Here is a 26,322-nt window from a genome sequence, read left to right on the forward strand (position 1 = left end):
GAACGCCGCTTTTCCCGGCAGTTTTAAAATCAGACAATGCATAAAGAGTGCTGAAATGAGTTTCTTCATTCCTTTCAACAAATTTTATTTCATCCCGTCGATAAAGATTAGAATTAAGAAAGATTGGATTATGCGTATTAAAAACCAGCTGAGCATGATGAATATTTATATCGTCATTATGAAACAGATTGATAATATTCATCAAGGCCATCGGGTGAATGGAAGCGTCAAATTCATCAACAATTAAAACTCCGCCATTAAGTAAAGCGTTGACAACCAGCGGAAACATATTGATAAACCGGAGAGTTCCGTAGGATTCGAATAATTCCGCAGGAATTCCTGTTTTCTTCTCGCCGTCAAAGATCGAAAAAAGCTTAGCGTCATGACTTTCATCCATAATTACATAACCTAAAGCATTGGAATTGATTCCAAAATTGATTGCGGCTTCGTTTAAAGTTTTTTCAACATAAATTGATTTCTTTTTTGGATCCGTAAATTTTCTGACTAATTCAATCGCGTCAGCATGGACAAGCACCATCAACTTCTGTTTTAGCCATTCACTGATGAGAGCTGTTAATTTCGCTGAAAACATCGTTCTGAATCCATTCATCAGAAATAACTCTGTCGCGTTTAGGCCGCTTTTCGCTAAAGCGAACGCCCCTGTTTTATTATCTTCAAAGGCATCCACTAATAAATCCTGAATTCTCTCCAGATTTCCAAAAACTAAATCAGTATTTCGTGAAAAAATGAGTTCTTTATTGATTAACAAAGTTTCAGAGAGAATTTTACGTGCATATTCTGCCTCCAAAAACATGCCTAGATCGGCTGAAAAAGAATAATCGACAAGCATTCCCTGAGTAAGAAACTGGATTGAGAAGTGAACGGGTTCCGGGGTTTTCAAAGCATTGTTAGGAATTAGTTCCAGCATTTCGGAAGCCGCATTATAACGATGATGATTTTCCGCATTTCGTAAATGCCCCCTTAGAACAATCGTTTTGAATGTATCCATCGCTTCGATAATATTGGTCTTTCCAGAAGCATTAGGTCCGTAGATGACCGCTGAACATAATCCTCTATAGCTTGTTTTCCCGATCACTTCTTCCATAACACTGTAGTCGAGTCCCTTTTGTTTTGGAGCTGGAATGAGTGAAAAAACAAATTCGTCTTTAAATGATTTGTAATTGGATGCAGTGAATTTAAGGAGCATTGCTATACCTCCATTTTGCTTAATTTACGCAAATTTACATCTGTTTCATTCTATATTATAGCATACTCAATATTTATTTTGCGATATTTTTGCAAAATTGAATTTTATATTTAAAATGTTATTGATAATTCTTCATTACACTTCGATTTCGTTTAATCCGCTTTAAAACCGCAGAAATAGGCAACAGTTTACTGTGTCAAATTGTTGATCCTATCGAATCGGATTGATTCATTCATAAAAAAATGATCAGAGAAGAAGTGTTCCTTATCGGTTCACCTTTCTCTGATCACTTTTTAATTCTGATTTTTTACAGCGGAGATATCCTGAATTCTCAGCTTATATTACCGCTGGGACATCCGGTGCGCCAGCTTTGTGATCTCGACGACGATCACCGGCACAAACGCCAGGCCGACCGCGATCATCAAATGGCTTGGATCCAACGCCGCCATTGAGAAGGCACTCGCCAAGAACGGCACATACATGACTAACAGCTGCAAACCGACGCCGACCGCAAAGGCCCCCCACAAATACTTATTGGAGAAGATCTGCTTGGAGAAGATACTGTGTTCGCTCTTGACGTTAAACGAATGGAACAGCTGCGACAACGCCAGCGTCACAAACGCCATCGTCATGCCGATCTCATGCGCGTCCCGGTTGCCTAAAATATAGGAAATCAAGGTCAAGGTACCAATCATCACGCCCTGCCAGGCAATCGTCCAGCCCAGGCCGTGCGCGAAGAAGCTTTCATCCTTGCTGCGCGGCTTGCGGTTCATGATATCCGGCTCCGGTTCTTCCATGCCGATCGCAAAGGCCGGCAGGGAATCGGTGATCAAGTTGATCCATAACAGATGCACCGGCATCAGCGGGACGCCCAGATTCCACCCCGGAATCAAGGAAATACAGGAAGCGCCGAAGATTGTCAGCACTTCGCCGATGTTGCTCGATAACAGGAATTGAACGTCCTTCCGGATGTTATCGTAAATTCCTCGGCCCTGACGCACGGCATGAATGATCGTCGCGAAGTTGTCGTCGGTCAGCACCATGTCCGCCGCGCCCTTGGCGACATCCGTACCGGTAATGCCCATCGCACAGCCGATATCCGCAGCTTTTAACGCCGGCGAATCGTTGACGCCGTCGCCGGTCATCGCAACGACATGCCCTTTATCCTGCCAAGCCTTGACAATCCGCACCTTATGCTCCGGGGCTACCCGGGCATACACGGAAATCTGTTCGATCTGAGCTTCCAGTTCTTCATCGCTCATCGCACTCAGTTCAGGGCCGGAAATCGCTTTCTGACCGGGTTCGAGAATTCCTAAATTCTTCGCGATCGCTGTCGCCGTGACAACGTGGTCGCCGGTGATCATGATCGTCCGGATGCCGCCATGCTTCGCCTGCGCAATCGCATCGCGGACTTCGTCGCGCGGCGGATCGATCATGCCGCACAAGCCGACAAACGTCAGATGATTCTCAACATTCTCACTGTCCAGATTCTCCGGAATCGCATCCCAGCGCCGCACCGCGACCGCCAGTACCCGCAGCGCGTCTTTTGCCATCGTCTCGTTAGCTTCCTCCGCCGCCGCTTGGCCCGCGAAATTCTCACACCGGCCTAACACGATATCCGGTCCGCCTTTGGTGATCGACAGAATGCCGTCGTCCGTCTGATAGAACACGGTCATCATCTTCCGGGAAGAATCAAAGGCCAGCTCCTCGCTGCGGACATACGTCTTCGCCAGCTCCGGCTTGGTTTCACCCATTTTATAGCTGGCTTCCACCAGCGCGGTTTCCGTCGGATCGCCGATCATTTTCAGTTTTCCCGCTTCCGGAATCACTTCGCCGTCCAAGCACAGCGTGAACCAGCGCATTAATTCTTTTACGTCGGTCCCGGCAGTTTCTGCTTTAAAATCCTGAATGCCCGCTTCCGGCAGATAGGTCTTCACGACTGTCATCTTGTTCTGCGTCAGCGTGCCGGTTTTATCCGAGCAGACGATGCTCGCCGAACCCAGCGTTTCGACCGCCGGCAGTTTCCGGACAATCGCGTTGCATTTGACCATCTTGTTGACACCCAGCGCCAAGACGATCGTCACGACAGTGGCCAGCCCTTCCGGAATCGCCGCCACGGCCAGCGCCACCGCGGTCTTGAATGCTTCCAGAATTCCCATACCGCTGAACATTTCCATACCAAAGACGACGGCGCAGATCACTAAGCAAAGCATGCCGATCGTTTTGGAAATCTGCGCCAGCTTGTTCTGCAGCGGCGTAGTTTCCTTGCCGCTGTTCATCAACATGCCGGCGATCTTGCCGACTTCGTTTTCCATGCCGATCGCTGTGACGACCATCGTGCCCCGGCCATACGTAACTACTGTGCTGGAGAACGCCATATTCTTGCGGTCGCCTAACGGCACATCGTCCTGCCCCAGCGCTTCGCTGGTCTTATTGACCGGCACCGATTCGCCGGTCAGCGCCGATTCGTCGATCTGCAAATTAAAGGATTCTGCAATCCGGCCGTCGCTGGGAATAAAATCGCCTGCTTCCAGCAGCACAACGTCCCCGACGGTCAGCTCCCGGGACGGAATCACTTTTTTCTGTCCCCCGCGGATAACCTTCGCCTGCGGTGCGCTCATCTTCTTCAGCGCTTCCAGCGATTTCTCCGCGTTGTTTTCCTGCACGACGCCCAAAATCGCGTTGAACAGCACGACGATCACGATGATCAGGCTGTCGATCCACTCACCCGGATCCACGATAATGGAAATCAGCGCCGCCAAAATCAAAACGATGATCAGCGGATCGGTAAACTGCAGTAAGAAACGCTTCAGCAGGGAATCCTTCTTGACTTCCTGCAGTTCGTTATACCCATAACGTTCTGTCCGTTCCTTTACTTGTTGCTCAGTGAGCCCGGCGCTCAGATCCGTGCCGAGTTCTTCAATAACTTCCTGCGCGGTTTGACTGGTTTTCATCTACATCTTCCTCCTTCGCTGCCTTCACAAAAAAAGGCAAGCCTACCTTCAAAACCTGAAGATAACGGTCTTGCCCATCATTTCTGATTGCTGCATCCGGATCTGTAAGAACAGATCGTGATGACGAATACAGCACGCATCGCTGCGCAGCTACTCCCCATTGATCCAATGGCAAGCGTAATATATCATTCAGTTGAAGAACTGTCAAGATTTCCACTTCCAGTTTTAGACAATTGGACTCAAGTGTAGCAGATTCCTTCTAATTTCGTCCGCTATTCTCGAACCGGGGGATTTCGCTTGTTTGATTCTATCTCTCAATCCCTTGTTTTTATTGTAACCGAAAAGATGGAATTTATCATCTGCTGAAAATCATTTTTAACTCCGTTCTTTACTGGACAGGCTTTCCCTCTTCGCGGTACAATAGGGTCAAACAAGATGAAACGTATTCATCAAAGCGGAAAGGGTGAAAAAATCATGGAAAGAATTTATGCCGTAGTTCAGGGACAGGTTCAGGGTGTGGGCTTTCGATGGTTTGTCCAGTCGCTGGCCAATTCATTACAAATTACAGGCTGGATCCGCAACATGGAAAACGGAATGGTGGAAATGGAGCTGCAGGGCGAAACCGCGGCTTTGCATCAACTGCTGAGCCGGATCCGCAAGGGCGACCGGTTTATCCAGGTCGAAAACCTCAGTTCCAAGCCGATCTCTGTTCAATTAAGGGAAAAGCGGTTTTCCGTTAAATATTAACGCGGTCTTCCGCAGGACAACCCTGTCGTTTTTATTGTTTCCTGCCTTTCATTCTCTTTTAAATCATCGCGTCGCTGATTCACTTTGATAAGCTTCGCTTTCTGCTTTTTGATTTCTGGAATTCATCAGCGTCTGACGCTTTAACCAATCGAAAAAAGTCCGTAATTCGCGGACTTTTTTGCTTCATGGATTAATGTTACAGATTAGCCTGATGATTGTCGATCGCATACATCAAGCTTGTATAGTTCTCATATAAGAACCGGTACAGCTCGAAGTTCTGTTCCGACAAGGCTACCGCGTTGTTGGTCGCGACGCTGTACTGCTCGGAAATTGCGCCCCAGGTGTTCCGCCCGATGATCCCGTCGGCCGTCAGGCCCACACGGGTCTGGAAAGCACGCACTGCCGCTTCCGTCGCCGCGCCGAAGATCCCGTCGACGACCAGCTGATTGGAATTGCCCCAGCCCTGGTTGATGACGTTCAGCGCCATCTGCATGATGCTGACATTCTCGCCGCGGCTGCCTAAGCGCAGCGACGTTCCCGGATAAGCCGGGATCTTTTGGGAAATCGGCGGAACGATCGACTGGGTTTCCCGATAGGCCCGCACCAGGATATCCCAGGTCTGCCGCCCTACGATCCCATCGGCTGTCAGACCGGCTAACTTCTGGAAGGCCACAACCGCGTTGCGGGTCGAAGCGCCGAAGCTGCTGTCGATCTTCACCGTCGGCACACGCGAGGTAAACAACGCGATCTTCTGCAGGTAAAACTGGATTTCCTGCACATAGACGTTGCGGTCGCCCTGACGCAGCGCGCGGCCCGGATAAACGCCCGGCAGCCGGTCCTCGACGCCTTCGGAGCTGAGCTCGGCCAGCTTTTTCACCGCGACGTAAATATAGGAAATCTTATACCAGGTTCCTTTGCCGACAATGCCGTCCGCGGTTAAGGAGAACTGCCGCTGGAATGCCTTGACCGCGTTCTCCGTACCTTCTCCGAAAATACCGTCGATCGGATAGGTTGGCGGAATATTCGGATAGTTCACGGCAATCCGGTTCAGCTGATTCTGGATGATCGCCACGCTGTCGCTGCGCACGCCGCGCTGCAGATTCAAGCCCGGGAAGGAACCGCTGACCCCCTCGATTCGATTGGTATCGATCAGTTCAATATCATTTCCATAATAATACTGCAGAATCTCAAAAGCGTTGAGACCCTTGTTTGCCTGATCGACAGTCCCCCATTGCTTTAAGCCTTTGCACCATACCTGCCGGCCGTCGCAATATTCCGCGTAATACGGATTCACCGTGTTCACCTTGCGGATATATTCGTTGAAAATATCGTCGACGACCTTACTGATGCTGGTGAAAATATCCCGGCCATACACGAAATACTGATCGAACGCCGTGCTGTTGGTGATATCGAACGAATAACCGCGGCTGCGGTACCATTCAGTATAAACACGATTCAAGCACAGCGAAATCTGACAGTAAATATTCGCGCGCAGACTCTGTTCAGGCCAGGTCGGATAAATTTCGCTGGACGCTACATTCTTAATGTAGTCCTTGAAGGTCACCGTCACATTTTGGGCGCTGGCCGTCGGCCGGCCCAGATGCACGGTCACATATTTGGGAATAATCGGATAATCCAGAATGTACGGCGCGATCGATTCCTCAGCGTCGCCCGCGCCGACGCTCTCGTTAAAACCGCAGCAGCCGCCGCGCGAACAGCCGCAGGAACGAGCCATGGAGCGGGTCAGGGCATGTTCGGGAATTTCGATGAATTCCTCAAACTGCGGCGCCAGTTCCTCGTCGGCATTGAGCAGGTCCACCTGCAGCAGCGCTTCCTCCTGCGCGAAAATCTGAACATTGCGGAATGTCCGGTCCGCAAATCCGGCTTTGGACACCGTTACATGCACCTGCGCGTACGGCTTTGTCTGATTGTCGGGATTCAAGCTCAGCTCCCGGTCGGGCGCCTCGATTCGGATTACCGGACTCTTGCCGTTCGCTCCGCTGCTCAACCGCAGATTCACCGTCTGATCGTCGTTGGTCACGATGATCGAAGCGCCTTCGATCGGCAGCGCTTGCTGAGCCACGGTTACTTCTACGATTAAAGTACCATATTGCATCGCTGTCACCTCCACTGCTACGATATGCGATACCGCATTTTTCAGTTGGGCAGGGATTCAGTATTCTGTCGATTTCCGAAGTTTTTTGATGTAAGCGGTACCGGAAAAACTTTTTATGAATGTAACCGTTTACTTGTGAAAAAGTTGTCATAAGCCTATTGCAACGTCTATTTCGGCATGCTATAATCACACCCGTAAAGACAAGTGAAACTATTCACAACAAGGAGGATATTCTGATGGAAGAAACACTTAGCCCGGCTCAGGCGGAAGTCAATCAATTAGTTGAAAACGGCTTGCAGGCCCTGGATGACTTTTTAAAGCTGGATCAGGACCAGGTCGACTACATCGTCGCCAAATGTTCGGTCGCAGCCCTGGATAAACACGGCGAATTAGCCAAACTGGCGATTGAGGAAACCAAGCGCGGCGTCTTTGAAGACAAGGCCACCAAGAATCTGTTCGCCTGCGAATATGTTGTCAACCACATGCGGCACCTGAAATCGGTCGGTGTCATTAAGGAGGATGAGGTTCAGGGATTAACCTATGTCGCCGAACCGGTCGGCGTCGTCGCCGGCGTCACTCCGGTCACCAATCCGACATCCACCGCGATTTTCAAGAGTTTAATCTGCCTGAAGACGAGAAACCCGATCATCTTCGGTTTCCATCCAAACGCTCAGCAGTGCTCCGTTGCGGCGGCTAAGGTCGTCTATGAAGCGGCCGTCAAAGCGGGCGCCCCGAAAAACTGCATTCAGTGGATCGAACATCCAAGCATGGAAGCAACCTCGGCGCTGATGAATCATCCGGGTGTCGCAACAATCCTGGCCACTGGCGGCAACGCGATGGTCAAGGCGGCGTACAGCTGCGGCAAGCCGGCCCTAGGCGTCGGTGCGGGCAACGTTCCGGCCTACATTGAAACGACCGCCGATATCAAACAGGCGGTCAACGATATCGCATTGTCCAAGGCATTCGACAACGGCATGATCTGCGCATCGGAGCAGGCGGTCATCGTCGATAAGGAAATTTACGACGACGTCAAGGATCAGTTCAAGAATTACAATGTCCACTACGCAAATAAGAAAGAAAAGGAAATGCTGGAACAGTACATGTTCGGCGTCAAGGCCTTCACCAAAAACGTCGGTGCGGCCAAGCTGAATCCGGATATCGTTGGTAAGTCCGCGGCCTGGATCGCCGAGCGGGCCGGCTTCACCGTCAATCCGCGCACCAGCATCATCATCGTGGAATGTAAGGAAGTCGGACCGAACGAACCGCTGACCCGCGAAAAATTATCGCCGGTGCTGGCCATGCTGAAAGCAGAATCGGTTGACGATGGGTTTGATAAAGCGGAAGCGATGGTCATGTTCAACGGCATCGGCCACAGCGCCGCCATCCACACCGCCAACGCCGATTTAGCGAAGCGCTTCGGCGAACGGATCAAAGCCTGCCGGATCATCTGGAATTCACCAAGCACCTTCGGCGGCATCGGCAACGTTTACAACTCCTTTATCCCGTCCCTGACCCTGGGCTGCGGCTCCTACGGCCACAACTCCGTATCGGATAACGTCAGCGCCGTCAACCTGCTGAACATCAAGAAGATCGGAAAGAGGAGAAACAATATGCAGTGGTTTAAAGTGCCGTCTAAAATTTATTTTGAACGAGATTCCATCGAATATCTCCACAGCATGCGGGACGTGGAGCGGGTCTTCATCGTTACCGACCGCTCGATGGTCGATCTGGGCTATGTCACCCGTGTTACCGATCAGCTGGAACAGCGCCGCAACAAGGTTCAGGTTCAGCTGTTCTGCGACGTCGAACCGGATCCGTCCATCCAGACTGTCAAAAAGGGCCTGAGCCAGATGCAGGCGTTCCGACCGGATACGATCATTGCGATCGGCGGCGGTTCTTCAATGGACGCGGCGAAGGGCATGTGGTTATTCTACGAACAGCCGGACGTCAACTTCGACGATCTGAAGCAGAAGTTCATGGACATCCGCAAGCGGGCGTTCCGCTATCCGGAACTGGGCAAAAAGTCCAAGCTGGTCTGCATCCCGACGACTTCCGGCACTGGTTCAGAAGTAACGCCGTTCGCCGTCATCACCGATAAAGAGGAAAACAAGAAATACCCGCTGACCGATTACTCCCTAACGCCGACCGTCGCGATCGTCGACCCGGCCCTGACGATGAGTCTGCCGGCTTCGATTACTGCCGACACCGGCATGGACGTGCTGACGCATGCGACGGAAGCTTATGTTTCCACGCTGGCCTCTGATTTCACCGATGGTCTGGCGCTGCAGGCGATCAAGATGGTCTTCGAATATCTGCCGCGGGCGGTTGCCAACGGCAAGAACGATCCGGAAGCGCGCGAAAAGATGCACAACGCCGCAACCTTAGCGGGCATGGCCTTCGCCAACGCCTTCCTGGGCATGAACCATTCCCTGGCGCACAAGATCGGCGCTGAATTCCATGTGCCGCACGGCCGCACCAACGCGATCTTACTACCGTACGTCATCCGCTATAACGGAACCAAGCCGGAAAAGCCGGGCGTCTGGCCGAAATACAACTATTACAAAGCCGACGAGAAATACGCGGAATTAGCCCGCTTGATCGGTCTGAAATTCAACACCGTCGAAGAAGGCGTCATCGCTTACGCCAAAGCCTGCGCGGATCTGGGCGCGGACTGCGGCATCAAGATGAGCTTCAAGGAACAGGGCCTGGACGCAAAGGCCTGGGATGCCGCCAAGGAAAAGATCGCTTACCTGGCTTATGAGGATCAGTGCTCCCCGGCGAACCCGCGCGTGCCGATGGTGAACGATATGATCGAGATCCTGCGCGCTTCCTACGAAGGCAACACCAGCTACTACACGAAATAAACAGAACAACTTTCCCTTCCCATTTAAATCATTTCTGTCGGGACTGATGTTCCTCAGTCCCGACGTTCGCCTTTCCTGAATCCCGGTTCAGCGCCGCTTCGCTGGATCGGGATTTTTTACGTCCCTGACGCAGACGCTGCTTTCAATGAGAAAGTCGGTTGGCAAAATGGATCAGATTGAAATCTCAATTTCTTGACAGCTTGATTCTATGGGGAGAACCTAAAAAAACCGCAGGCATGATTTAACGCGCGCGGTTTCCTGTTTCTTCGTTTCCTTACAATCTTTTCAAGCTTACGGCCTGGCCCTGATTCTCAATCTCCCGGATCACGCCCCTTAGCTGATCCAACGGCACTGCCGGACTGTATAAGTACCCCTGATAATGGGTACAGCCCAAGGCCTTCAACAGATCGCGAACCTCCGCGGTTTCCACATATTCCGCGATCACCGTGAAATTCATCGACTGGGCCAGATACAGAATCGACTGAATGATCTGCCGGCCGCTCTCGTTCTCCCGGGCATTTTTCACCAGGCTGCCGTCCAGCTTAACCAGCTCAAACTGACTGCTTTGAAGATATTTCAGCGACGTGCTGCCCATGGAGAAATCATCGACGGCCAGCGCATACCCCAGATCTTTGAATTCCTTCAGCCGCTGGCGCATCGCATCATCCAAAAGCAGCGTGTTCTGTTCCGTGACCTCGATGCAGTACCGGCCTTTCGGCACCGGATGATGCCGGAGGAAATCCGCGAAGACTTCCGACTTTAACGTATCCACCGTGACATTCATGGAGATCACTGCGTCAATTCCGCTGAAATCCGCCTGCAGCACCTGCGTAAACACCGCCAGCTCCAGCGCCTGCAGCTGATCGGTTTCCTTCGCCAGGTCGATGATCAGCGGCGGAGGCACCTTGCCATAGCGCGGATGGGTGTACCGCAGCAGCGCTTCGACGCCGAAGCAATGATTGTCCGCGTCAAACTGCGGCTGATAGCCCATCTCGATATGATTCTGCTGCAGATCATTTTTGATTTCCGCCGCCAGCAGCTTCGCAAAGTTGCCGACCATGCCGTGCGCGCCAATCAGATTCGTCGGTTTGCCTTGTTCCATCTGTTCATTCTGCATAGCGATCAGCTCGCTCATCTGCCGCTGCGACTGCCGGATCAGAATTTTATCATAAAGCAGCACAAACGGCGCGTAAATTCCCACGCCGATTGCGATATTCACAATTTGAAGCACCACTCCGGCCCATGAACCGGTCGCCATATAGCCGCTGATCAAAGCCGGCGTCGTCCATTCCACGCCCTGCACGCACAGCGGCACCCAGCCCAGCCCCATCGCCAGCGACGAGGTGAACAGACAGACCAGCGGCGTCAGTAAGAACGGCGCCACAAACACCGGATTAAACATTACCGGCAGACCGAAAATCATCAGCTCATTAATATTGAACAACATCGGAATGACCGCCGTTTTCGCCAGCGTCCGGTTAACGCGCTGGCGGCTGAACAACATCAGCGCGATCAGCAGACAAATCAGCGTCCCGCAGCCGCCGATAAAGACAAAGTTATCGAGAAAAGTCTTGGTAAAGATCTCGGTCGGCGCCTGTCCCGCCGCCACGGCTGCGACGTTGATCTGCATACCTTCCTGAAACAAAGTCCGCGATACGTTTTCAAGAACGTTGGTTCCATGAATGCCGAGCAGCCACAGCACCGACGACAGAAACACAAACAAGGCTGAGCTGATGAATCCCCGCCCCATGTGCCGGAACAGCGTGTTGGACAACAGCACGAACACGTCCTGAAAGCTTTCGGTATGGAAGATCAGACGGATGCCCTCGTTGAACACTGCCGCTGACAGCAGCACCGCCAGCATCGGCAGGATGGCCGTGAACGCCTGATTGAAATTATAATCCGCCCCCGGCGCAAAGAAATGTTCGGCCGGCATCTTCCGCCGCAGCCAACAATACGTGAAACTCGTGAAAAACGCCGCGCACACCGCGGTGAACGTCCCAACCGCACCCGCAGATTCCAGTTTCAGTCCGCCGTTAAGAATGATAAACACCATAATCGCCGCCGGCGGTACAATCCAATCCCCAGGCAGCGGTTTTTCTTCGGTCTGCAGCGCACCCCAGGCCAGACATCCCGTCAACAATACCGACAGAATGCCGAAGGTACATTGATAAAGCAGTTCCGCCAGCTCCTCAATGAAAATCAACGCGGGAAAATAGCCCGCGAACGTCCGGATCAGCAGAGAAAAAGATCCGATCATTAAAATCGGAATCGCGATGGTCAATCCCGCCCTGACGGAGCGAATCAGCCGGTAAGATTCCATTTTCGCCAAACCGGCGCTGAGCTTCTCTATCCGCATGCTTTTCTCCCTGATTTTCTTCTATTATACCGCATTTTGCGCGGAACGTCCGGGTTTATTTGTCCGAATTACAAACTAAGTGCGCGGATTTGCGGGCGCCTGTCCCCAGCGATCGTCGATAAACTGCCGGATCAGACTGAACGCATCCTGCCGGCAGCCCTCGTTTTCCAGCAGCTCATGGCCGCAGGCCTCAAAGCAGACGAGCTGTTTGCGTTCACTTTGAATTTGATGATAAGCGTATTGCGAAGACGACAGCGGCACGAATTCATCCTGCAGTCCCTGCAGAATCAGCGTCGGACACGTCACTTTTTTTACCGCCGGCTTCAGCTTTTTCACCAACTCGAAAAACTGCGGGAAATATTCATATTCCAATAACCGCTCGTCCATATACGCCTTAAACTGCGATTCACTGTGCTTCAAAATCGCAGCGTATTTCGGAATCAGACGGCTGACCGTTTCCAGATTCATGTACTCAAACGCCGGCGCGACCAGCACCAGCTTATTCACCGCCAGAAAGGAAGCCAGAAACGCCGCGATCACCCCGCCCATTGAAAAGCCCAGCAGCGTCACTTCATACCCTTTTTCAAGATACGCCGTGACCTCTTGGTTTGCGCGGGCTACCCACACCAGCCATTCCTTTTCATTTTTATCCTCGTCATACAAATCAAAGCAGCGGTATTCCAGCCCGGAATCCGCCTCGCACATCGTTTTCAGATAATGAAAATCTTCCTGCTTGCGCCGGCCAAAGCCATGAATCGCGATCAGCACGCGTTTTTTGCGGCGGGAAGCGAACAGCCCATGGCGGATCATCCGCATCTCCGATAGCGGTACAGGCAGATCCCTGCCGCTACCGCGACGTTCAGCGATTCAAAGCTGGACATTTCGATCAATGCCCGCTGATCGCAGATGTCCAGCGTCGCCGGCCGGATTCCCTGGCCTTCATTGCCCAGCACGACCGCGATGTTTTCACTGACCGGCAGCTCGCTCAGCGGCTGCGCTCCCTGCAAGGCCGTTCCGATCACCGTTACGCCCAATTCCTTCAATTCATTCAGCGCCGGAATCAACTCCGTCCGGGAAATCGCGATATGAAACAGCGCCCCCTGAGTAGAACGCACGCATTTTTCATTGTAGACGTCGGCGCAGTCCGGCGAAAGCAAGACCTGATCAAAGCCGAAAGCCACTGCCGTGCGGATGATCGTCCCGACGTTGCCGGGATCCTGCACCCCATCCAGCACGACCGTCCGCAAGCCGGCCGGCGCCGTTGTCTTCTGCGTACAAACCGCGATCAGCCAGGCACCCGATACATTCGCGCTGAGCTTGCGCATGACGCTCTCGCCGCAGACGATCGCTTCCTTCTCTCTTTCAAACGGATTCGTCCGGCCTGCTTCGATCAAAAGCTGTTCCACTGCGCCGGCTTTTAACGCTTCGCCGATCAGGTGTTCGCCCTCGACCAGAAACTTTCCGGTTTGATCGCGATATTTTTTCTGCTGGAGCTTCGCCCAGTTTTTAACTTTTTCATTCATCGGGGAATTGATTTCCATAAATCGTCCTCCTGTCGTTTCTACTCTTATGATAATCAATCGGCGCGGAAAAAACCAGAATCTTTTCAGATTCCGGTTTCGTTTTTATTTCCTGGACGCCGAACGGTCAGCCGGCGGATACGCACAGTTATAGGTTTTCCCCGGTTCCAGCTGGATTCCGCGGGCCTCGAACAGTTCGCTGACGGTCACCAGCTGATAGCCCTTTTCACTCAGCCATTCGATCACCCGGACGCTGGCCTGGGCTGTCGGTTCATACATATCGTGCATCAGGATGATATCGCCGTCCTGAACCTCGCGCATGACCTCATCCACGGATTTATCCGCGTTCTGATGCGCCCAGTCGCGTGTGTCGATCGACCACAGGATCAGAGGGTACGGCGAGGTTTTCTTCAACGTATCGTTATAAGCCCCATACGTTGGACGGACTAACAGTTCCTGCCCCTCCAGCGAACCGGCTTCGGCGATCGCATCCCAGGTTGCGGCGAACTGATCAAGAATTCCCTGACTGCTTTGTTTGGTCAGATCGACATGCCCGAATGTATGGTTGCCAACCTCGCTGCCTTCCTCAAGCATCCGTGCGACGATATCCTTATGATTGGCGACCCGGCTGCCCAGGACGAAGAACGTCGCCGCGCCGTTGTGTTCCTTCAGCGCATCCAGAATCACCGGCGTTACCTGGCGGTTCGGTCCGTCGTCATAGGTCATCGCGACCATCGGCCGGGTTGGATCGATGATCCGCCCATGCGCCTGTAAGCCCAATAAATTGCGGGTGTCCTCATCGACGTAGCCGATCACTTTGTTCAGCGGAATCACCGCGATCAATTCCTCGCTCTGCGCGGCCAGCGTCTGCGGCGGCAGGACGACGCGCAGCTCGTCTTCGCCTAAATACAATTCTGCTTTATCGTTGATCAGCACATTTTCATCCACTTCATAATCAGAACCGGCGGTCTCCGGAGCCAGCGTCGTCAGGAAGCTGCGCATTAAAAACGCGAGATGCTTCATGCCTTCCTCCGAGAACAGATCGCTGAACCGGATTAGCCGATCCTGCTGCAGATCGAAAGTCCAGGCCCGGACTTCTTTCATATTGATCGCGCCGGTGCGTTCAAAGCTGATCTGCACCGAACCATACCGTTCATTCAGTTCGTAGGATTCATAATCGGCATACAAGGTACATAAACCTTCGACGCCTTGATTTTCCTGCTCAAATTTTTCAATTGCCTCCTTCACCGCCGCTTCGATATTCGCGTCGATCTCCGCGCTGCCCAGATGCGGATAGTACACGGCGATCGCCCGCCGGCCTGTCACCTTGATCTTCTGCTTCATCTTTCCGATGCGGTGATTCTCTTCGATGGTCTGACGCATCGGCTCCGGCAGACGCCGCCGTTGATGTTCACGGCTCCACGACTGTCCGATCAGCACGCAGATTGCAGCTAAAATGAATAAGTAAATCCCTAACCGCCATTTTGTTTTTGTTTTCACGCTTCTCACCTTCGTTATCACTGTATGCCCCGGCAGGATAAAAAAGACGCTGACTGTGACTTTCCTGGTTTCACTTCATTATAAAGCTGTTCGTGAAAGTTGTTTTTTGCATATAAAAACATCAGGATGCTGAATTCAGTCCCTGATGTCTTTCCATATTCGCTAACCCCCGGCAAAGCTGTCCTGTCCTTGGACCGGGATCCATTTTGTATTCCGGATAGCCTGCGCGGTTCCCTGCGCTGCGTCAGATATCAGTCCCGGCAGCGAATCGGGAACTGGACTTCCGTCAGCCAGTTTTCTTCAGAATCCTGATTCCAGATACCATCGATATAGCTCTCCCGCGGTTCACCGATAATTTCCGCCTGATTGTCCTCGATCCACTGCATCAAAGCGGCGTAGACCTCGCTGAAGCCTTCATATCCGCCCTTGAACAAGGCGCAGGCGGCTTTCACGGCCGGCTCCTTGCGGAATGTAACGTCGTCGAAGTCAGGCTTCAAGGTTTCGACAGCCTGGCAGATCTCGGCGTGGATATTCTTTTCGCGGTATTCGCCATCCAGTTCTTTCACGAAACAATATTCCGGCTGCGTGCATTTCAGATCCGGATACTGGCGGGCGACCTTGGCCCCGGTGGCGGGGATTTCGCTCAGCAGATCGCCATATTCAGGCAAATTGACCTTCCGGGCCATGACGATGCATTCCGGTAATTCTTTGACGATGACATTGATTTTCATAATACCCTCCTTTGCGCCTGTCGTTAAGACGCGCTCGATGCGGCGAAGCTGACGCTGCATGGAATTGAGATCGGTGCCGAGCTGTTCACGGCGCTGCTTCAGGGCGTCAGTTTCACTGAGCTCCTTACGCAGAATTCTGCCGATCGTATCCACGCTGAGTCCCAGCTGCCGCCATTGTTGAATCTGAACCAACGCGATCAGCTGATCCGTGGAATACCAGCGGTATCCGTTCTCCGCGTCGATCTGCTTCGGCCGCAGCAGACCGATCGCGTCGTAGTACCGCAGGGTTTTGACCGTCGTCTTGCCCATCTTTGAAAAATCTCCAATTTTCAGCATCTTGTTTCCTCCTCCGCAAACCAAGCATAGGCCCTCCCTTTACGGGAGAGTCAAGCGTTTCCGCAACAAATTTTTATTATTTTCCATCTTATCATGAAATTCCACATTTTTTACGCTTTTTGACGATCATTCCGGTTGACAGGATGAACTGTAACTATTATGATTACAGTATCAAAAGAACATTTCGTTCTTTCGGAGGATTCTATGTCATCATTCTTTTCCCGCTTCGTGAGTAAAACCACAGAGAAAAAGCCAGTCAAACTGACCCCCGCTCAGGCTCAGCAGAAAATGACGAACGAACCGGTCACGATCATTGACGTGCGCCGGCCTGACGAATTTGCCGAGGGTCATATTCCCGGAGCAATCAATCTGCCCAACGAAACGATCAGTCATTCCGCACTGGCCGCGCTTCCCGATGAGGATGCCATCCTGTTGGTGTATTGCCGGTCAGGCCATCGCAGCGCGCAGGCCGCGGCGAAATTAGTCCAGCTCGGCTACAAACAGGTGTATGATTTCGGCGGGCTGCTTCAATGGCCTTATGAAATCACAAAGGAGGATCAGGCATGACAAGCGAGCTGACCGTCGCCATTCATGCCGCGGTGTATCTGGCGCATAAAAACGCACCGCAGTCCAGCGACGAACTGGCAGTCAACATCTGCACTCATCCCGTCCGCGTCCGCAAGATTATGGCTGCCTTATGCCGGGCCGGGATCGCGGTATCGCAGGAAGGCAGCGAGGGCGGCTATCGTTTGTGCCGCTCCCCGCAGGCCATCACGCTGCGTCAGATTGCCGAAGCGCTGAATGTTGCGCTTGTGGAAAGCAAATGGCAAAGCGGCGATCCGGAAATGAGCTGCCTGGTCGCCTCCGGCATGGCCCGGGAAATGGATAAAATCTACCGCTCATTAAACGAACAATGTCTGGAAAGTCTGGACCGGCTGACGCTGTGGGATCTGCTTCAGGATCTGTTTATTTCGCAGCCGGAAAACATCATCATGAAAAAAAAGGAGGAACTCATTCATGAAAACCTACGATAATCTGATCATCGGCTTCGGCAAAGGCGGAAAAACGCTGGCTGCCAGCCTGGCGAAAGCCGGCCAGCGCACAGCGTTAATTGAGAAATCACCGCTGATGTATGGCGGAACGTGCATCAACGTCGCCTGTCTGCCGACAAAGTCTTTGGAAAACAGCGCCCGTCAGTCTGCGATTCAGGGCGGCGATGACGCGGCCCGGCAGCAGCATTTCCGCCAGGCGATCGAGGAAAAACGCCGCCTGACCGCAATGCTGCGAAAAAAGAACTATGATAAGCTCGCGGCGGCCGGCGTCGAGATCCTTGACGGCGAAGCTTCGTTTGCGGACGATCATCATGTCCGCGTGCAGATGAAAGAAGGCGAGGAACTCCTGGAAGCCCGGCGGATTTTCATCAACACCGGCGCGAAGCCGTTTGTTCCGGACATTCCCGGATTAAACCAAAGTCAGCGGGTCTATCTCAGCGAAAGCCTGATGGAGCTTCAGACGCTGCCGCGGCGGCTTGTCATCCTGGGCGGCGGTTATATCGGCTTGGAATTCGCTTCGATGTTCGCCAATTTCGGATCCCAGGTCACAATCCTGCAGCCCAATCAGCGTTTCCTGCCGCGCGAGGATCTTGAGATCGCGGACGCGGTGGAAGCGAGTCTGGCCCGCCGGGGCGTGCAGTTAATGCGCAACACGGCATTGGTTGAAGTTCGGGATGAAGCGGCGGAAACCGTCCTGAGCTTAAAGCAGAACGAGACGGAGGCCGAACTGCGCTGCGATGCTTTACTCGTCGCGACCGGCCGGCGGCCGCAGTTGGACAACCTGCATCCGGAAGCGGCGGGAATCGCATTAACTTCCCGCGGGGCAATCGCCGTCGACGAACAGCTGAAAACCTCCGTCGATCATATCTGGGCAATGGGCGACGTCACCGGCGGTCTGCAATTCACCTATATCTCACTGGATGATTCCCGGATTGTCCGCGATGCTTTGAATTCCGGGCCGCGCACAACCGCCAACCGCGGCGCGGTTCCCTACAGCGTCTTCATCGATCCGCCGTTCTCCCGCGTGGGTTTGAGTGAAGAAGAAGCCCGCCAGGCCGGCTACGCCGTCAAGATCGCCAGGATCCCGGCCGCCGCCATCCCGAAGGCGCAGGTTCTGCGGAAAACCGACGGCTTATTAAAAGCAGTGATCGACGCAAAGACCGATCAGATTCTCGGCGCGCACTTCTTCTGCGAAGAATCGCATGAAATGATCAATCTGATCAAGCTGGCAATGGACGCCAACCTGCCGTATACCGTCCTGCGCGATAGTATTTATACCCACCCGACGATGAGCGAAGGCCTGAACGACCTGTTCGCCGCCGTCCAGTCCGCTTAAATTTTCCCCTCCCTTTCCTTATTTACAATAAAAACGCCGAACGATGCGGCGTTTTTAATTTATATGAGCTGTTTTATCAGCTTCGTTTCCTTCCTTTCCCCCATTCAGGCCGCTAAACCGAGCCAAAGGGAATCTTTTTTAATCAGAACGGTTTCGCCAGACCTGTTATTTCCCGCTGATTTTTGCCAACAGTTCTTTCGCCGCGATCTCCAGCGCGTTGCCGCCTTTTTCCGGCAAGCCCAGACCGGTGTAAATCTCACCCAGGAAAATATGCTGATCCAGCAGCGCCGCAAACATCTGATCGATGATTTTCAGACATTCGGGCTGTTTCTGCATCGGACCGAACGGATTGGCGAAGAAGGTGGTGGACAACCCTTTTTCCTGCGTCGTTCCCAAAGCGAACCGTTTCCCTTCAATAAACGTCTGAACTGCTTCTTCCTTACTGTCAAAAGCACGCAGTCCGCGCCGGTCTGTATAATTGTTGGCGTAGAGGAACAAATCGACCTGCTGATCGGTAATGATCGTATCATACGGCGAAGCGGGGATGACGACGCGCGCATTGGCGCTCTCCGGGTTAAAGAAGATCGACCGGTCCATGTCGCGGTAAGCGCTGCCTTTATCCAGATCGTCCAGCCGGACAAACGCGCCGATTTCCGTGCCCTGAGCGCGGATCTGCCCCTGTTCATCCAGATGCAGCGAGCCCATGTCGTCGAAGATGATCTCCCGGCTGACGATCACATCCTCGCTTAAATTGGTCAGCGCTTCGATCGTTTCCGATTTGCCTGCGCCGGAGTCGCCGATCATGATGACGCCTTTCTTCGTTCCATCCTGCAACGTCAGATTGATCATCGCGCCGTGCAGCGGCAGCCAGCCTTTTTCAATCATCGCCAGGTTGTGCAGCGTCAGGATCATCTTCTTTAAATAACCAAAGTATTCGATGACATCGGCATAGGATACCTTGCCGACCCACATTGCGTTTGCCTGGTCATGGTAGAAAACCGTATCGTTCTGACCGTCCGGATTGCCGAACAACAAAAGCAGATCCGGCTTGGCTCCGATGCAGTCCTCATCCGACGCCAGCTCGAACAAATTCGCCAGCGCCACCGCCCCGGCGGTAAAGTCGCGATGAAAATAAGTGTAGCACAACAGCGAACCGACTTTTAACGGAAAGCACATCCATTCCTCGTCGCCTTTGATCCACTCGGCCATCGGGTTCGCGTCCACCTCGGTAAACATGCCCAGGCGCTTGTTGCTGCGAGGATGGATGATCAGCGGCGTGCGCATCATGATCGTATGCACAAACGGAATGTCGCCCAGCTCGCGATACCCCTCCGGCGCCGGCCATGGATAATCGCGCAGCAGCAGGCTGGCATTGGTTCCGGCCTGAAGCTGACGGTACACGCGGTTCTTCGACCCCTGGGTCTTCTGTTGGACCGTGCGGTAAAAATCAAGGATCATCTGATGGAACTTCGCGTCGGCTTCCATGAAATTCGCCAGCTGCAGCCCTTCCTCATTGCGCGTATAAATTATGGAATAGCGCTGCATATTCCGCCAGAAATGATAACAATCCTCAATCACTGCCAACATTTTCTGCCGCTCGCGGAAATAGGGGTGAGCGATTTCCTCAACCTCCAGCACCTGCATGACCTTTAACAGGCGGATCAGGTCTTTTTTGACTTCTTCGATCGGAAGTCCGCGCCGCAGCCATTCAAACAGCTGGGGATTGGTATGCGAACAATAATTGAAATACAAATCCAAAAACATTGAAAAACCTTCGCTCGACAACAGTTCCTCTGCCGTCGTGTAGTACGCTTTGGTGTAGTTGATCAACGCCATATTGCGTTTGAGATAAATCGCTTCTTTCATACCGGACCTCCTTCAACACCAGTCCATTATAGCACTTTCGATCAGAAATGAAAGATTTTTCTTCCACATTTTCATTTCTTTCATTATCTTTGTTATGTTTTCTTATGGTTTGTTTTTGTGTCTGCATAGCGGACGGACTGATTGTTCGTTATGATCTAAGCGGCAGGTCCGGCTTTGTCTAAGGAATAAGCTGCTTAACGCAAGCTTATTACAACGTGTTCCGGGCGCGTAACCGCTCCGCTTTAGTCTATGCTTCGAATCGACGGACGGCACGTTTTTTAAGAAAACGCAAAAAAAGTCGGGCTCCAAAACAATCCGGCTTGTTCCAGTTTATCTAGTCCATTCCTTTTCCACCATGTCGGAATCAGCGGCGCTGGCGGACGACCTCAAAGCTGATCGCCGCCACAGCGCTTGTGCCGTTTAACGCGCTGCGCACCGGACGGGCATAGGGAATCACGATATTCTGATCACTCTGTTCCAGTACGTCGCGGCTCAGTCCCCGCAGTTCCCCGCCGATCGCCAGGACGATCGGCTGGTTGAAATCGGCGTCAAAATAATCGATCGCATCGCTGCGCTGCGCACAGTACAAAACACATCCCGCCTGTCGGCATTGCCGGACGGCCGCGCCGAGATCCTCGCACAGACACCAGGCAAGCTGTTCGCTGGCCCCGGCGCTGGATTTCACAATCGTCGGCTGGGCAGTCTGCCAATCCCGGCTGCCCATCAGCACGCCCGTACACCCGGCAGCGTACAGAGTGCGGAACGCGTAACCAAGGTTAAACGGATCCTCAATTCCCTCTAAGACCGCGATAAACGGCTGCGGAGCGTCCAGACATTCCTGCACGGATTGATAATTCCGATCCCCGGCCAGTGCTAAAATCCCGCCATGGGTACGCCCGGCGGCCTGTTGATCGATCTTCTCGCGCGGCCACCGTTCCACGGGGATTTGACGCTGGGCAGCCTGGCGCAGAATAAACGCCGTATCCTTATCTTTCTTCTTCTGATCAATGACCAGCTTGATCACCGGCCGGCGGCCTGACATCATCACCGCTTTTACGCTCAGCGCGCCTTCAAACCAATTCATCTTCCTTGCTCCTTCCGGCGGATTAAATCGTAGGGGTGCAAAACAACCGGCGTGTTGATCCAGCAGCGCTGCATCGGCTTGTTGGCAACCTCGACGGCAGTTCCTTCCTCATCCGTCATCGTTTCTAAAACAAAACTGGTATTTTCCAGATGCGGTCCGAAGGCTTCCAGCGCTTCGCCGAGCGCAAAGTGATTGCGCACCTCGATCAGCGCCTGTTGGCGGACAGGATCATAATCCAGCACCTGGGCCAGAAAGTCATGCGTTACCCGCGAAGGTGCATTGTCGTACAAATGATCCTGCGGACCGGGGATGCCTGCCAAAAAGCCCAGACAGGCCGGCCGGTTTTCAGCCCGCATCAATTCGCGCCGGGCTTCCAGAATTGCCGGCTGTGCGTCTTCTTCCGGATGTTCCAGCAGCCAGTCGATCAGCTGCCGGTAAGCCCGGACGACGACCGCGATGTAATACGCCGACTTCATCCGTCCCTCAATCTTCAAGCTGGCCACGCCTGCGTCGATCATATCCCGGACATAATCGGCGGCCATCAGATCTTTCGACCCCATCGAGAACAACAGGTTGTCATCGCTCAGTTCTTGAGTTCCTTGATAAAGATGATAGCGCCAGCGGCAGGATTGGGCACAGCCGCCGCGGTTGGCATCGCGCAGCGTCATCGCGTTGCTTAAGGTGCAGCGGCCGGAATAATTGACGCACATGCCGCCATGGATAAATGTTTCGATCGGCACTTCACTGTGCCCGCAGATCTGCCGGATCTGATCCATCGTGCATTCGCGGGCCAGCACAACCCGGTCCGCGCCCAGCCGCCGGTAAAACCGAACAGCTTGGGAATTGGTGCTGGACATCTGCGTGCTGAGATGAACCTCCAGCTTCGGCGCGACCGTTTTCACCCGGCGGACAATCGTCGGTGAAGCGACGATCACGGCATGCACGCCGATGCTTTCCAGCTGTCGCAGATAATCGTCCAGACCGTCAAAGTCGTCTTCGTGCGGAATGATATTGACCGTCACATGGACGTGTGCCCCATATTCACGGGCAAACCGCACGCCCTCGGCGATATCGTCCAGTTCAAAATTACTGGCGCGCGAACGCAGCGAAAACCGCTTGCCGCCCAGATACACGGCATCCGCACCGTAGCGGACCGCGGTTTTTAAACGCGCCAGATCGCCGGCGGGCGCTAACAATTCAATCGTTTTTTTCATGCCGCGTCCTCCTTGGTTAAATTGGTCTTCTGTTCATAATAGCCGGAGCCGTAATTCAGATCGGGCCAGCGCTGTTCCAGCTGTTTTTTCAACTCCGCCGGAGCCGCGCCTCCCAGTACCGCCTCATAGGCTTTCCGGGCGTCGATCAATTCGTCGTCGCAGGAAAACAGACTGTCAAAGGCAAAGTGACGGATCCCGCTGGCCGCCAGCTGTGAAATCTGATCCAGGGAACAGAGCGTACTTTCCATGTACACTGCCGCCCCTTCCGCTTCTTCCAGAATCGGCATTTTCCCGATTCGGGTCGCTTCGATTAAATAGAGGTCGCGGCGGTGACGCAGATCGCCGACGGACTTGCCGATGACCTGTAAATAATTCGATACCAGCGGCCGGCGCGAATAGGCCATCACCTGCCGGCCGTGAATCTGCAGCTCCAGCCGGGACCCGTCTGTTTTGCGCGCGATTTCCAAAATTTCCTCCAGCGTGATCTCCGCCGCCAGCACGACGCGGCCGACGCCCAGATCGAGCATCATCTGAAGATCCCGGGAATTGGTCATCAGGGTATCCGGAGCGTAGATCAAGCGGTCTTGGAATCCCAGCTTCTCCGCGGCCAGAAAAACCGCCGGATCCATATAAACAATGCCCTCGGGATTCCAGATCTGAATTTGTTGAAGCCAGGCTTCCATCTCAGGAAGCTCCTCCTCCATCCACAGGCGGTTGAAAACAATCTCCCGCCGAAGTCCAGCTTGTTGGCAGCGGTGAAGGATATCCTCAGCTTCCGTTTTGGAAAAGAGCCGGGCGGAGCGGACGGAACAGCCCTCGATACCGATCCGGATCGTTGTGATCCCGCTTTTTTGCATATTTTCCAGCGACGATGCCTGCTGCAGCGCCGCAATCCAATTGATTTGTTTCATATTGATGTACCGTTCCTTTCTGTAACCAGGACAGCTTGCGCTTTAATTATACGGGCAGGGTCTGAAAAGTCAATCATTCCGCAGGTTTATACGGGTTTTCATGACGATTTAACGATTGACGGCCGGCGTCCTTTTTGTTAGAATATTCAAGATTGATAAGGGAGTAGTCACCGCAGAAAATCTGCGTTGCTAAGTCAACAACATGACGAAATTTCTTCGTCTGGCTTAGAGGTAATTGACAAGACTTGTCTGACGCTTAAAGCAAAGCGTAAGGCAGGTCTTCTTTTTTTATCGAAACTTATGAAATGAAAGAGGAGATAGAGTATGAGTATTGAAGTCGCAGTCATTTTATTCATCGCCGGGGTCATTCTGGTCGTCAAGGGCGGCGACCTGTTTGTCGACGCCGCCAGCTGGATCGCGAAAGCCTCCGGCATTCCTTCCTTTATTGTCGGCGCGACGATTGTCAGTCTGGCCACCACCCTGCCGGAGATGATCGTTTCCGTGCTGGCGGCGCTGCAGGGAAAAACGGAAATGGCGATCGGGAACGCCGTCGGTTCCGTAACCGCCAACACCGGATTGATTCTGGCCGTCGCGATGATTTTCATGCCGATCGCAATCCAGCGGAAGGATTACGTCAAACATTGCGGGCTGTTGATCGCTGCCGCAGCGGTGCTGCTGGGTTTCAGCTTATCGGGGGCCTTGAGTTTAGCCGGCAGTCTGATTCTGATCGTGATCTTCCTGATCTCCATGGCGGAAAATGTCCGCAATGCGATGAAGCAGCAGGAAGACGGCGAGCGGATCCAGACAACCCGCAAAGAAACCGGACGGCGGATCGTGATGTTTTTATTTGGAGCGTTAGGCATTGTCGCAGGATCGCAGCTGCTGGTCAACAGCGGCAGTGCGCTGGCAGCTTTCTTCGGCGTACCGGAGCGGATCGTAGCGGTCACGATGATCGCGATCGGAACTTCGCTGCCGGAGCTGGTCACCACGATCACCGCGATTGTCAAAAAGGAATCGAGCTTGTCCATCGGCAATCTGATCGGCGCCAATATCCTGGATCTGACCTTGATCCTGCCGGTTTGTTCCTTTGTTTCCGGTCAGGCCCTGCCGGTTTCCGCGCAGAGTCTGGCGCTGGATATGCCGGCTTGTCTGTTGATCACCCTGCTGGCACTGCTGCCGTTGCTTTTCAAAGAGAAGGGATCGAAAATGCAGGGCCTCAGCTTAATTTTAGGGTACTCGCTGTATCTGTTCTTCGTTCTCTAAATTTCATTTGACATCCGGGCACTTTCGGGGTATATTCTTCACAAACAGAGTAGGTTCCTGCGCGTTAAGTGCTTTCTGAACGGGGAGTTGTCAGAAGGACGAAAAGGTTTCTTGCGGTGCAGGTTCCGCATCCCGCTGACCCGAAAATCGAAGGCATGACCTTCTCTTTTACCTGTCAGAGGGAAAAGAGGAGGTTTTTTTATGGCTCAGTTTTCCAAAGCTCTCTTTTCTCATCCGTTTTCCCGCGCCTATTGGAAAGAAGCGTCCGCGGAAACGCGGCGTGTCCGGATTCTCGCGATTGCCGCCTTGTGCATGGCCTTAAAAATGGCCATCGCTTCGTTCCGGATTCCGGTGGCCGACAATCTCTATATTTATTTTACCTACCTGATCACCGCTGTACAATGTGCCGCTTGCGGTCCGGTCGTCGGCGTCCTTTGCGGCGGAATCGGCGATCTCATCGAATTCGCAATTCATCCTAACGGACCGTTTTTCCCAGGCTACACCTTATCGAGCATGGCGGGCGCTTTGATTTTTGCTTTATTTCTTTACCGGACAAAAATCACGGTGCTGAAGCTGGCGCTCAGCCGCTTTCTGATCAATCTGTTCGTCAATGTCGGACTGGGCTCCTTATGGAGCTACATGTTATATTCCAAGGGTTATCTGTATTATTTTGCCAAGAGTCTAGTAAAGAACACGATCATGCTTCCGATTGAGATTGTATTGTTGGTGTTGTTCTTCCGGATGTTAATTCCCTATCTGGAAGGGAAAAACTGGATCGCGCCGCAGGGAGAAAAGAAATTACCCTGGTGGTAAACAAAATTCATTATCTGTGTAATCTATGTTTTTACAATAAACAGGTTGCTGGAAGAAAAACTAAACACTGGCTGAACAAAGTTAAAGTCAACTTTGCCTGCCAGTGTTTTACATTGGAATAATGATTTCACTTTAAATCAGGATCAATTGCTGGAAGTTATACCTGCTTGATCTCGTAAGATACCAGAACATCGAAAAGCAGATCAGCTGCAAACTCTCTCATCAACGCTGTCTGCGCCGTTCCATGACATCAGACAGCCAGAATGACGAATCATCTTCATTGCAATCTGCTCCTCCGTGTAATCCGGATGTTCTTCTTTAATTTTCAGAATCGTTTGAATGCAAGCTACTTTTTCCTCTAACATGTCCGCTATTTCAGCAGCCCGCATTCCTCTTTTTACACTTTTCAATGTGACTTTAACGGTCTTCAGCATTGAACCTTGATCCTT

20 protein-coding genes and 1 riboswitch are annotated in these 26,322 nt (G+C 52.7%); of the genes, 7 read left to right on the top strand and 13 right to left on the bottom strand.

The annotated features are described in order from the left end of the window. Positions 1–1,207 (bottom strand): AAA family ATPase (locus HOLDEFILI_RS11060; protein WP_006059771.1); only part of this gene is annotated, 1,207 nt, incomplete at its 3' end. Between the two features lie 341 nt (positions 1,208–1,548). Then, positions 1,549–4,161: a calcium-translocating P-type ATPase, PMCA-type gene (locus HOLDEFILI_RS11065; RefSeq protein ID WP_006059772.1), complete on the bottom strand. Its 2,613-nt coding sequence runs from the start codon at positions 4,159–4,161 to the stop codon at positions 1,549–1,551. Positions 4,162–4,635: 474 nt separating this feature from the next. Here HOLDEFILI_RS11065 and HOLDEFILI_RS11070 point away from each other — a divergent pair, with 474 nt between their 5' ends. Further along, the gene (locus tag HOLDEFILI_RS11070) at positions 4,636–4,908 is read left to right on the top strand and encodes an acylphosphatase (RefSeq protein WP_039864864.1); all 273 of its coding nucleotides are present in this window, start codon (positions 4,636–4,638) and stop codon (positions 4,906–4,908) included. Between the two features lie 196 nt (positions 4,909–5,104). Here the strand turns inward: HOLDEFILI_RS11070 and HOLDEFILI_RS11075 are convergent, their stop codons facing one another. Then, a complete protein-coding gene (locus HOLDEFILI_RS11075) occupies positions 5,105–7,024 on the bottom strand; it encodes a peptidoglycan-binding domain-containing protein (RefSeq protein WP_006059774.1) in 1,920 nt (639 codons plus the stop codon). A gap of 236 nt (positions 7,025–7,260) precedes the next feature. On the opposite strand from HOLDEFILI_RS11075, the gene adhE reads away from it, so the two are divergent. Continuing rightward, entirely contained in the window at positions 7,261–9,888 is a 2,628-nt protein-coding gene (adhE, locus tag HOLDEFILI_RS11080; RefSeq protein WP_039864817.1) for a bifunctional acetaldehyde-CoA/alcohol dehydrogenase, read from the top strand. 274 nt (positions 9,889–10,162) lie between these two features. Here the strand turns inward: adhE and HOLDEFILI_RS11085 are convergent, their stop codons facing one another. The 5 genes from HOLDEFILI_RS11085 to HOLDEFILI_RS11105 form a co-directional block, all read right to left on the bottom strand. Then, positions 10,163–12,247, bottom strand: a complete 2,085-nt coding sequence (locus tag HOLDEFILI_RS11085) for a PTS sugar transporter subunit IIC/EAL domain-containing protein (RefSeq protein ID WP_006059776.1) — start codon at positions 12,245–12,247, stop codon at positions 10,163–10,165. A gap of 75 nt (positions 12,248–12,322) precedes the next feature. Continuing rightward, positions 12,323–13,057 carry an alpha/beta hydrolase gene (locus HOLDEFILI_RS11090; RefSeq protein WP_006059777.1) on the bottom strand — a complete coding sequence of 245 codons (735 nt, stop codon included), beginning with the start codon at positions 13,055–13,057 and terminating at the stop codon, positions 12,323–12,325. Next, positions 13,054–13,788 (bottom strand): TrmH family RNA methyltransferase, encoded by a 735-nt coding sequence (locus HOLDEFILI_RS11095; protein ID WP_006059778.1) that lies wholly within the window; start codon positions 13,786–13,788, stop codon positions 13,054–13,056. Before HOLDEFILI_RS11095 ends, HOLDEFILI_RS11090 begins: the two co-directional genes overlap by 4 nt. Before the next feature lie 84 nt (positions 13,789–13,872). Further along, entirely contained in the window at positions 13,873–15,267 is a 1,395-nt protein-coding gene (locus tag HOLDEFILI_RS18475) for a polysaccharide deacetylase family protein (protein ID WP_050766967.1), read from the bottom strand. Between the two features lie 251 nt (positions 15,268–15,518). Next, positions 15,519–16,334: a MerR family transcriptional regulator gene (locus HOLDEFILI_RS11105; RefSeq protein WP_006059780.1), complete on the bottom strand. Its 816-nt coding sequence runs from the start codon at positions 16,332–16,334 to the stop codon at positions 15,519–15,521. Positions 16,335–16,538: 204 nt separating this feature from the next. Between HOLDEFILI_RS11105 and HOLDEFILI_RS11110 the strand changes: the two genes are divergently transcribed. The 3 genes from HOLDEFILI_RS11110 to HOLDEFILI_RS11120 are packed head-to-tail and all read left to right on the top strand — an operon-like array spanning position 16,539 to position 18,722. Beyond that, on the top strand, positions 16,539–16,901 hold the full coding sequence (locus HOLDEFILI_RS11110; protein ID WP_156788913.1) for a rhodanese-like domain-containing protein: 363 nt from the start codon (positions 16,539–16,541) through the stop codon (positions 16,899–16,901). Further along, positions 16,898–17,368, top strand: a complete 471-nt coding sequence (locus tag HOLDEFILI_RS11115) for an RrF2 family transcriptional regulator (RefSeq protein ID WP_006059782.1) — start codon at positions 16,898–16,900, stop codon at positions 17,366–17,368. Before HOLDEFILI_RS11110 ends, HOLDEFILI_RS11115 begins: the two co-directional genes overlap by 4 nt. Continuing rightward, positions 17,352–18,722: an FAD-dependent oxidoreductase gene (locus tag HOLDEFILI_RS11120; RefSeq protein WP_006059783.1), complete on the top strand. Its 1,371-nt coding sequence runs from the start codon at positions 17,352–17,354 to the stop codon at positions 18,720–18,722. The genes HOLDEFILI_RS11115 and HOLDEFILI_RS11120 overlap by 17 nt, the downstream gene beginning before the upstream one ends. A gap of 165 nt (positions 18,723–18,887) precedes the next feature. On the opposite strand, the gene HOLDEFILI_RS11125 is transcribed toward HOLDEFILI_RS11120, so the two are convergent. From HOLDEFILI_RS11125 to HOLDEFILI_RS11140, 4 genes are all read right to left on the bottom strand, one after another. After that, positions 18,888–20,588, bottom strand: a complete 1,701-nt coding sequence (locus HOLDEFILI_RS11125; protein ID WP_006059784.1) for a phosphoenolpyruvate carboxykinase (ATP) — start codon at positions 20,586–20,588, stop codon at positions 18,888–18,890. A 364-nt stretch (positions 20,589–20,952) separates the two neighbouring features. Further along, on the bottom strand, positions 20,953–21,672 hold the full coding sequence (locus HOLDEFILI_RS11130; RefSeq protein WP_006059787.1) for an RNA methyltransferase: 720 nt from the start codon (positions 21,670–21,672) through the stop codon (positions 20,953–20,955). Beyond that, positions 21,669–22,886 (bottom strand): peptidase U32 family protein, encoded by a 1,218-nt coding sequence (locus tag HOLDEFILI_RS11135; protein WP_006059788.1) that lies wholly within the window; start codon positions 22,884–22,886, stop codon positions 21,669–21,671. The genes HOLDEFILI_RS11130 and HOLDEFILI_RS11135 overlap by 4 nt, the downstream gene beginning before the upstream one ends. After that, positions 22,883–23,797 carry a peptidase U32 family protein gene (locus HOLDEFILI_RS11140; RefSeq protein WP_006059789.1) on the bottom strand — a complete coding sequence of 305 codons (915 nt, stop codon included), beginning with the start codon at positions 23,795–23,797 and terminating at the stop codon, positions 22,883–22,885. The genes HOLDEFILI_RS11135 and HOLDEFILI_RS11140 overlap by 4 nt, the downstream gene beginning before the upstream one ends. Before the next feature lie 324 nt (positions 23,798–24,121). Here HOLDEFILI_RS11140 and HOLDEFILI_RS11145 point away from each other — a divergent pair, with 324 nt between their 5' ends. After that, positions 24,122–25,060, top strand: a complete 939-nt coding sequence (locus HOLDEFILI_RS11145) for a calcium/sodium antiporter (RefSeq protein ID WP_006059791.1) — start codon at positions 24,122–24,124, stop codon at positions 25,058–25,060. Between the two features lie 43 nt (positions 25,061–25,103). Next, positions 25,104–25,200, top strand: a riboswitch (THF riboswitch). A 61-nt stretch (positions 25,201–25,261) separates the two neighbouring features. Next, positions 25,262–25,873: a folate family ECF transporter S component gene (locus HOLDEFILI_RS11150; RefSeq protein ID WP_006059792.1), complete on the top strand. Its 612-nt coding sequence runs from the start codon at positions 25,262–25,264 to the stop codon at positions 25,871–25,873. A gap of 203 nt (positions 25,874–26,076) precedes the next feature. Here the strand turns inward: HOLDEFILI_RS11150 and HOLDEFILI_RS11155 are convergent. Continuing rightward, a partial coding sequence (locus HOLDEFILI_RS11155) for a hypothetical protein (protein ID WP_006059793.1) occupies positions 26,077–26,322 on the bottom strand: 246 nt, incomplete at its 5' end.

Origin of the sequence: Holdemania filiformis DSM 12042 (assembly GCF_000157995.1) — a bacterium.
Classification (GTDB): domain Bacteria; phylum Bacillota_I; class Bacilli_A; order Erysipelotrichales; family Erysipelotrichaceae; genus Holdemania; species Holdemania filiformis.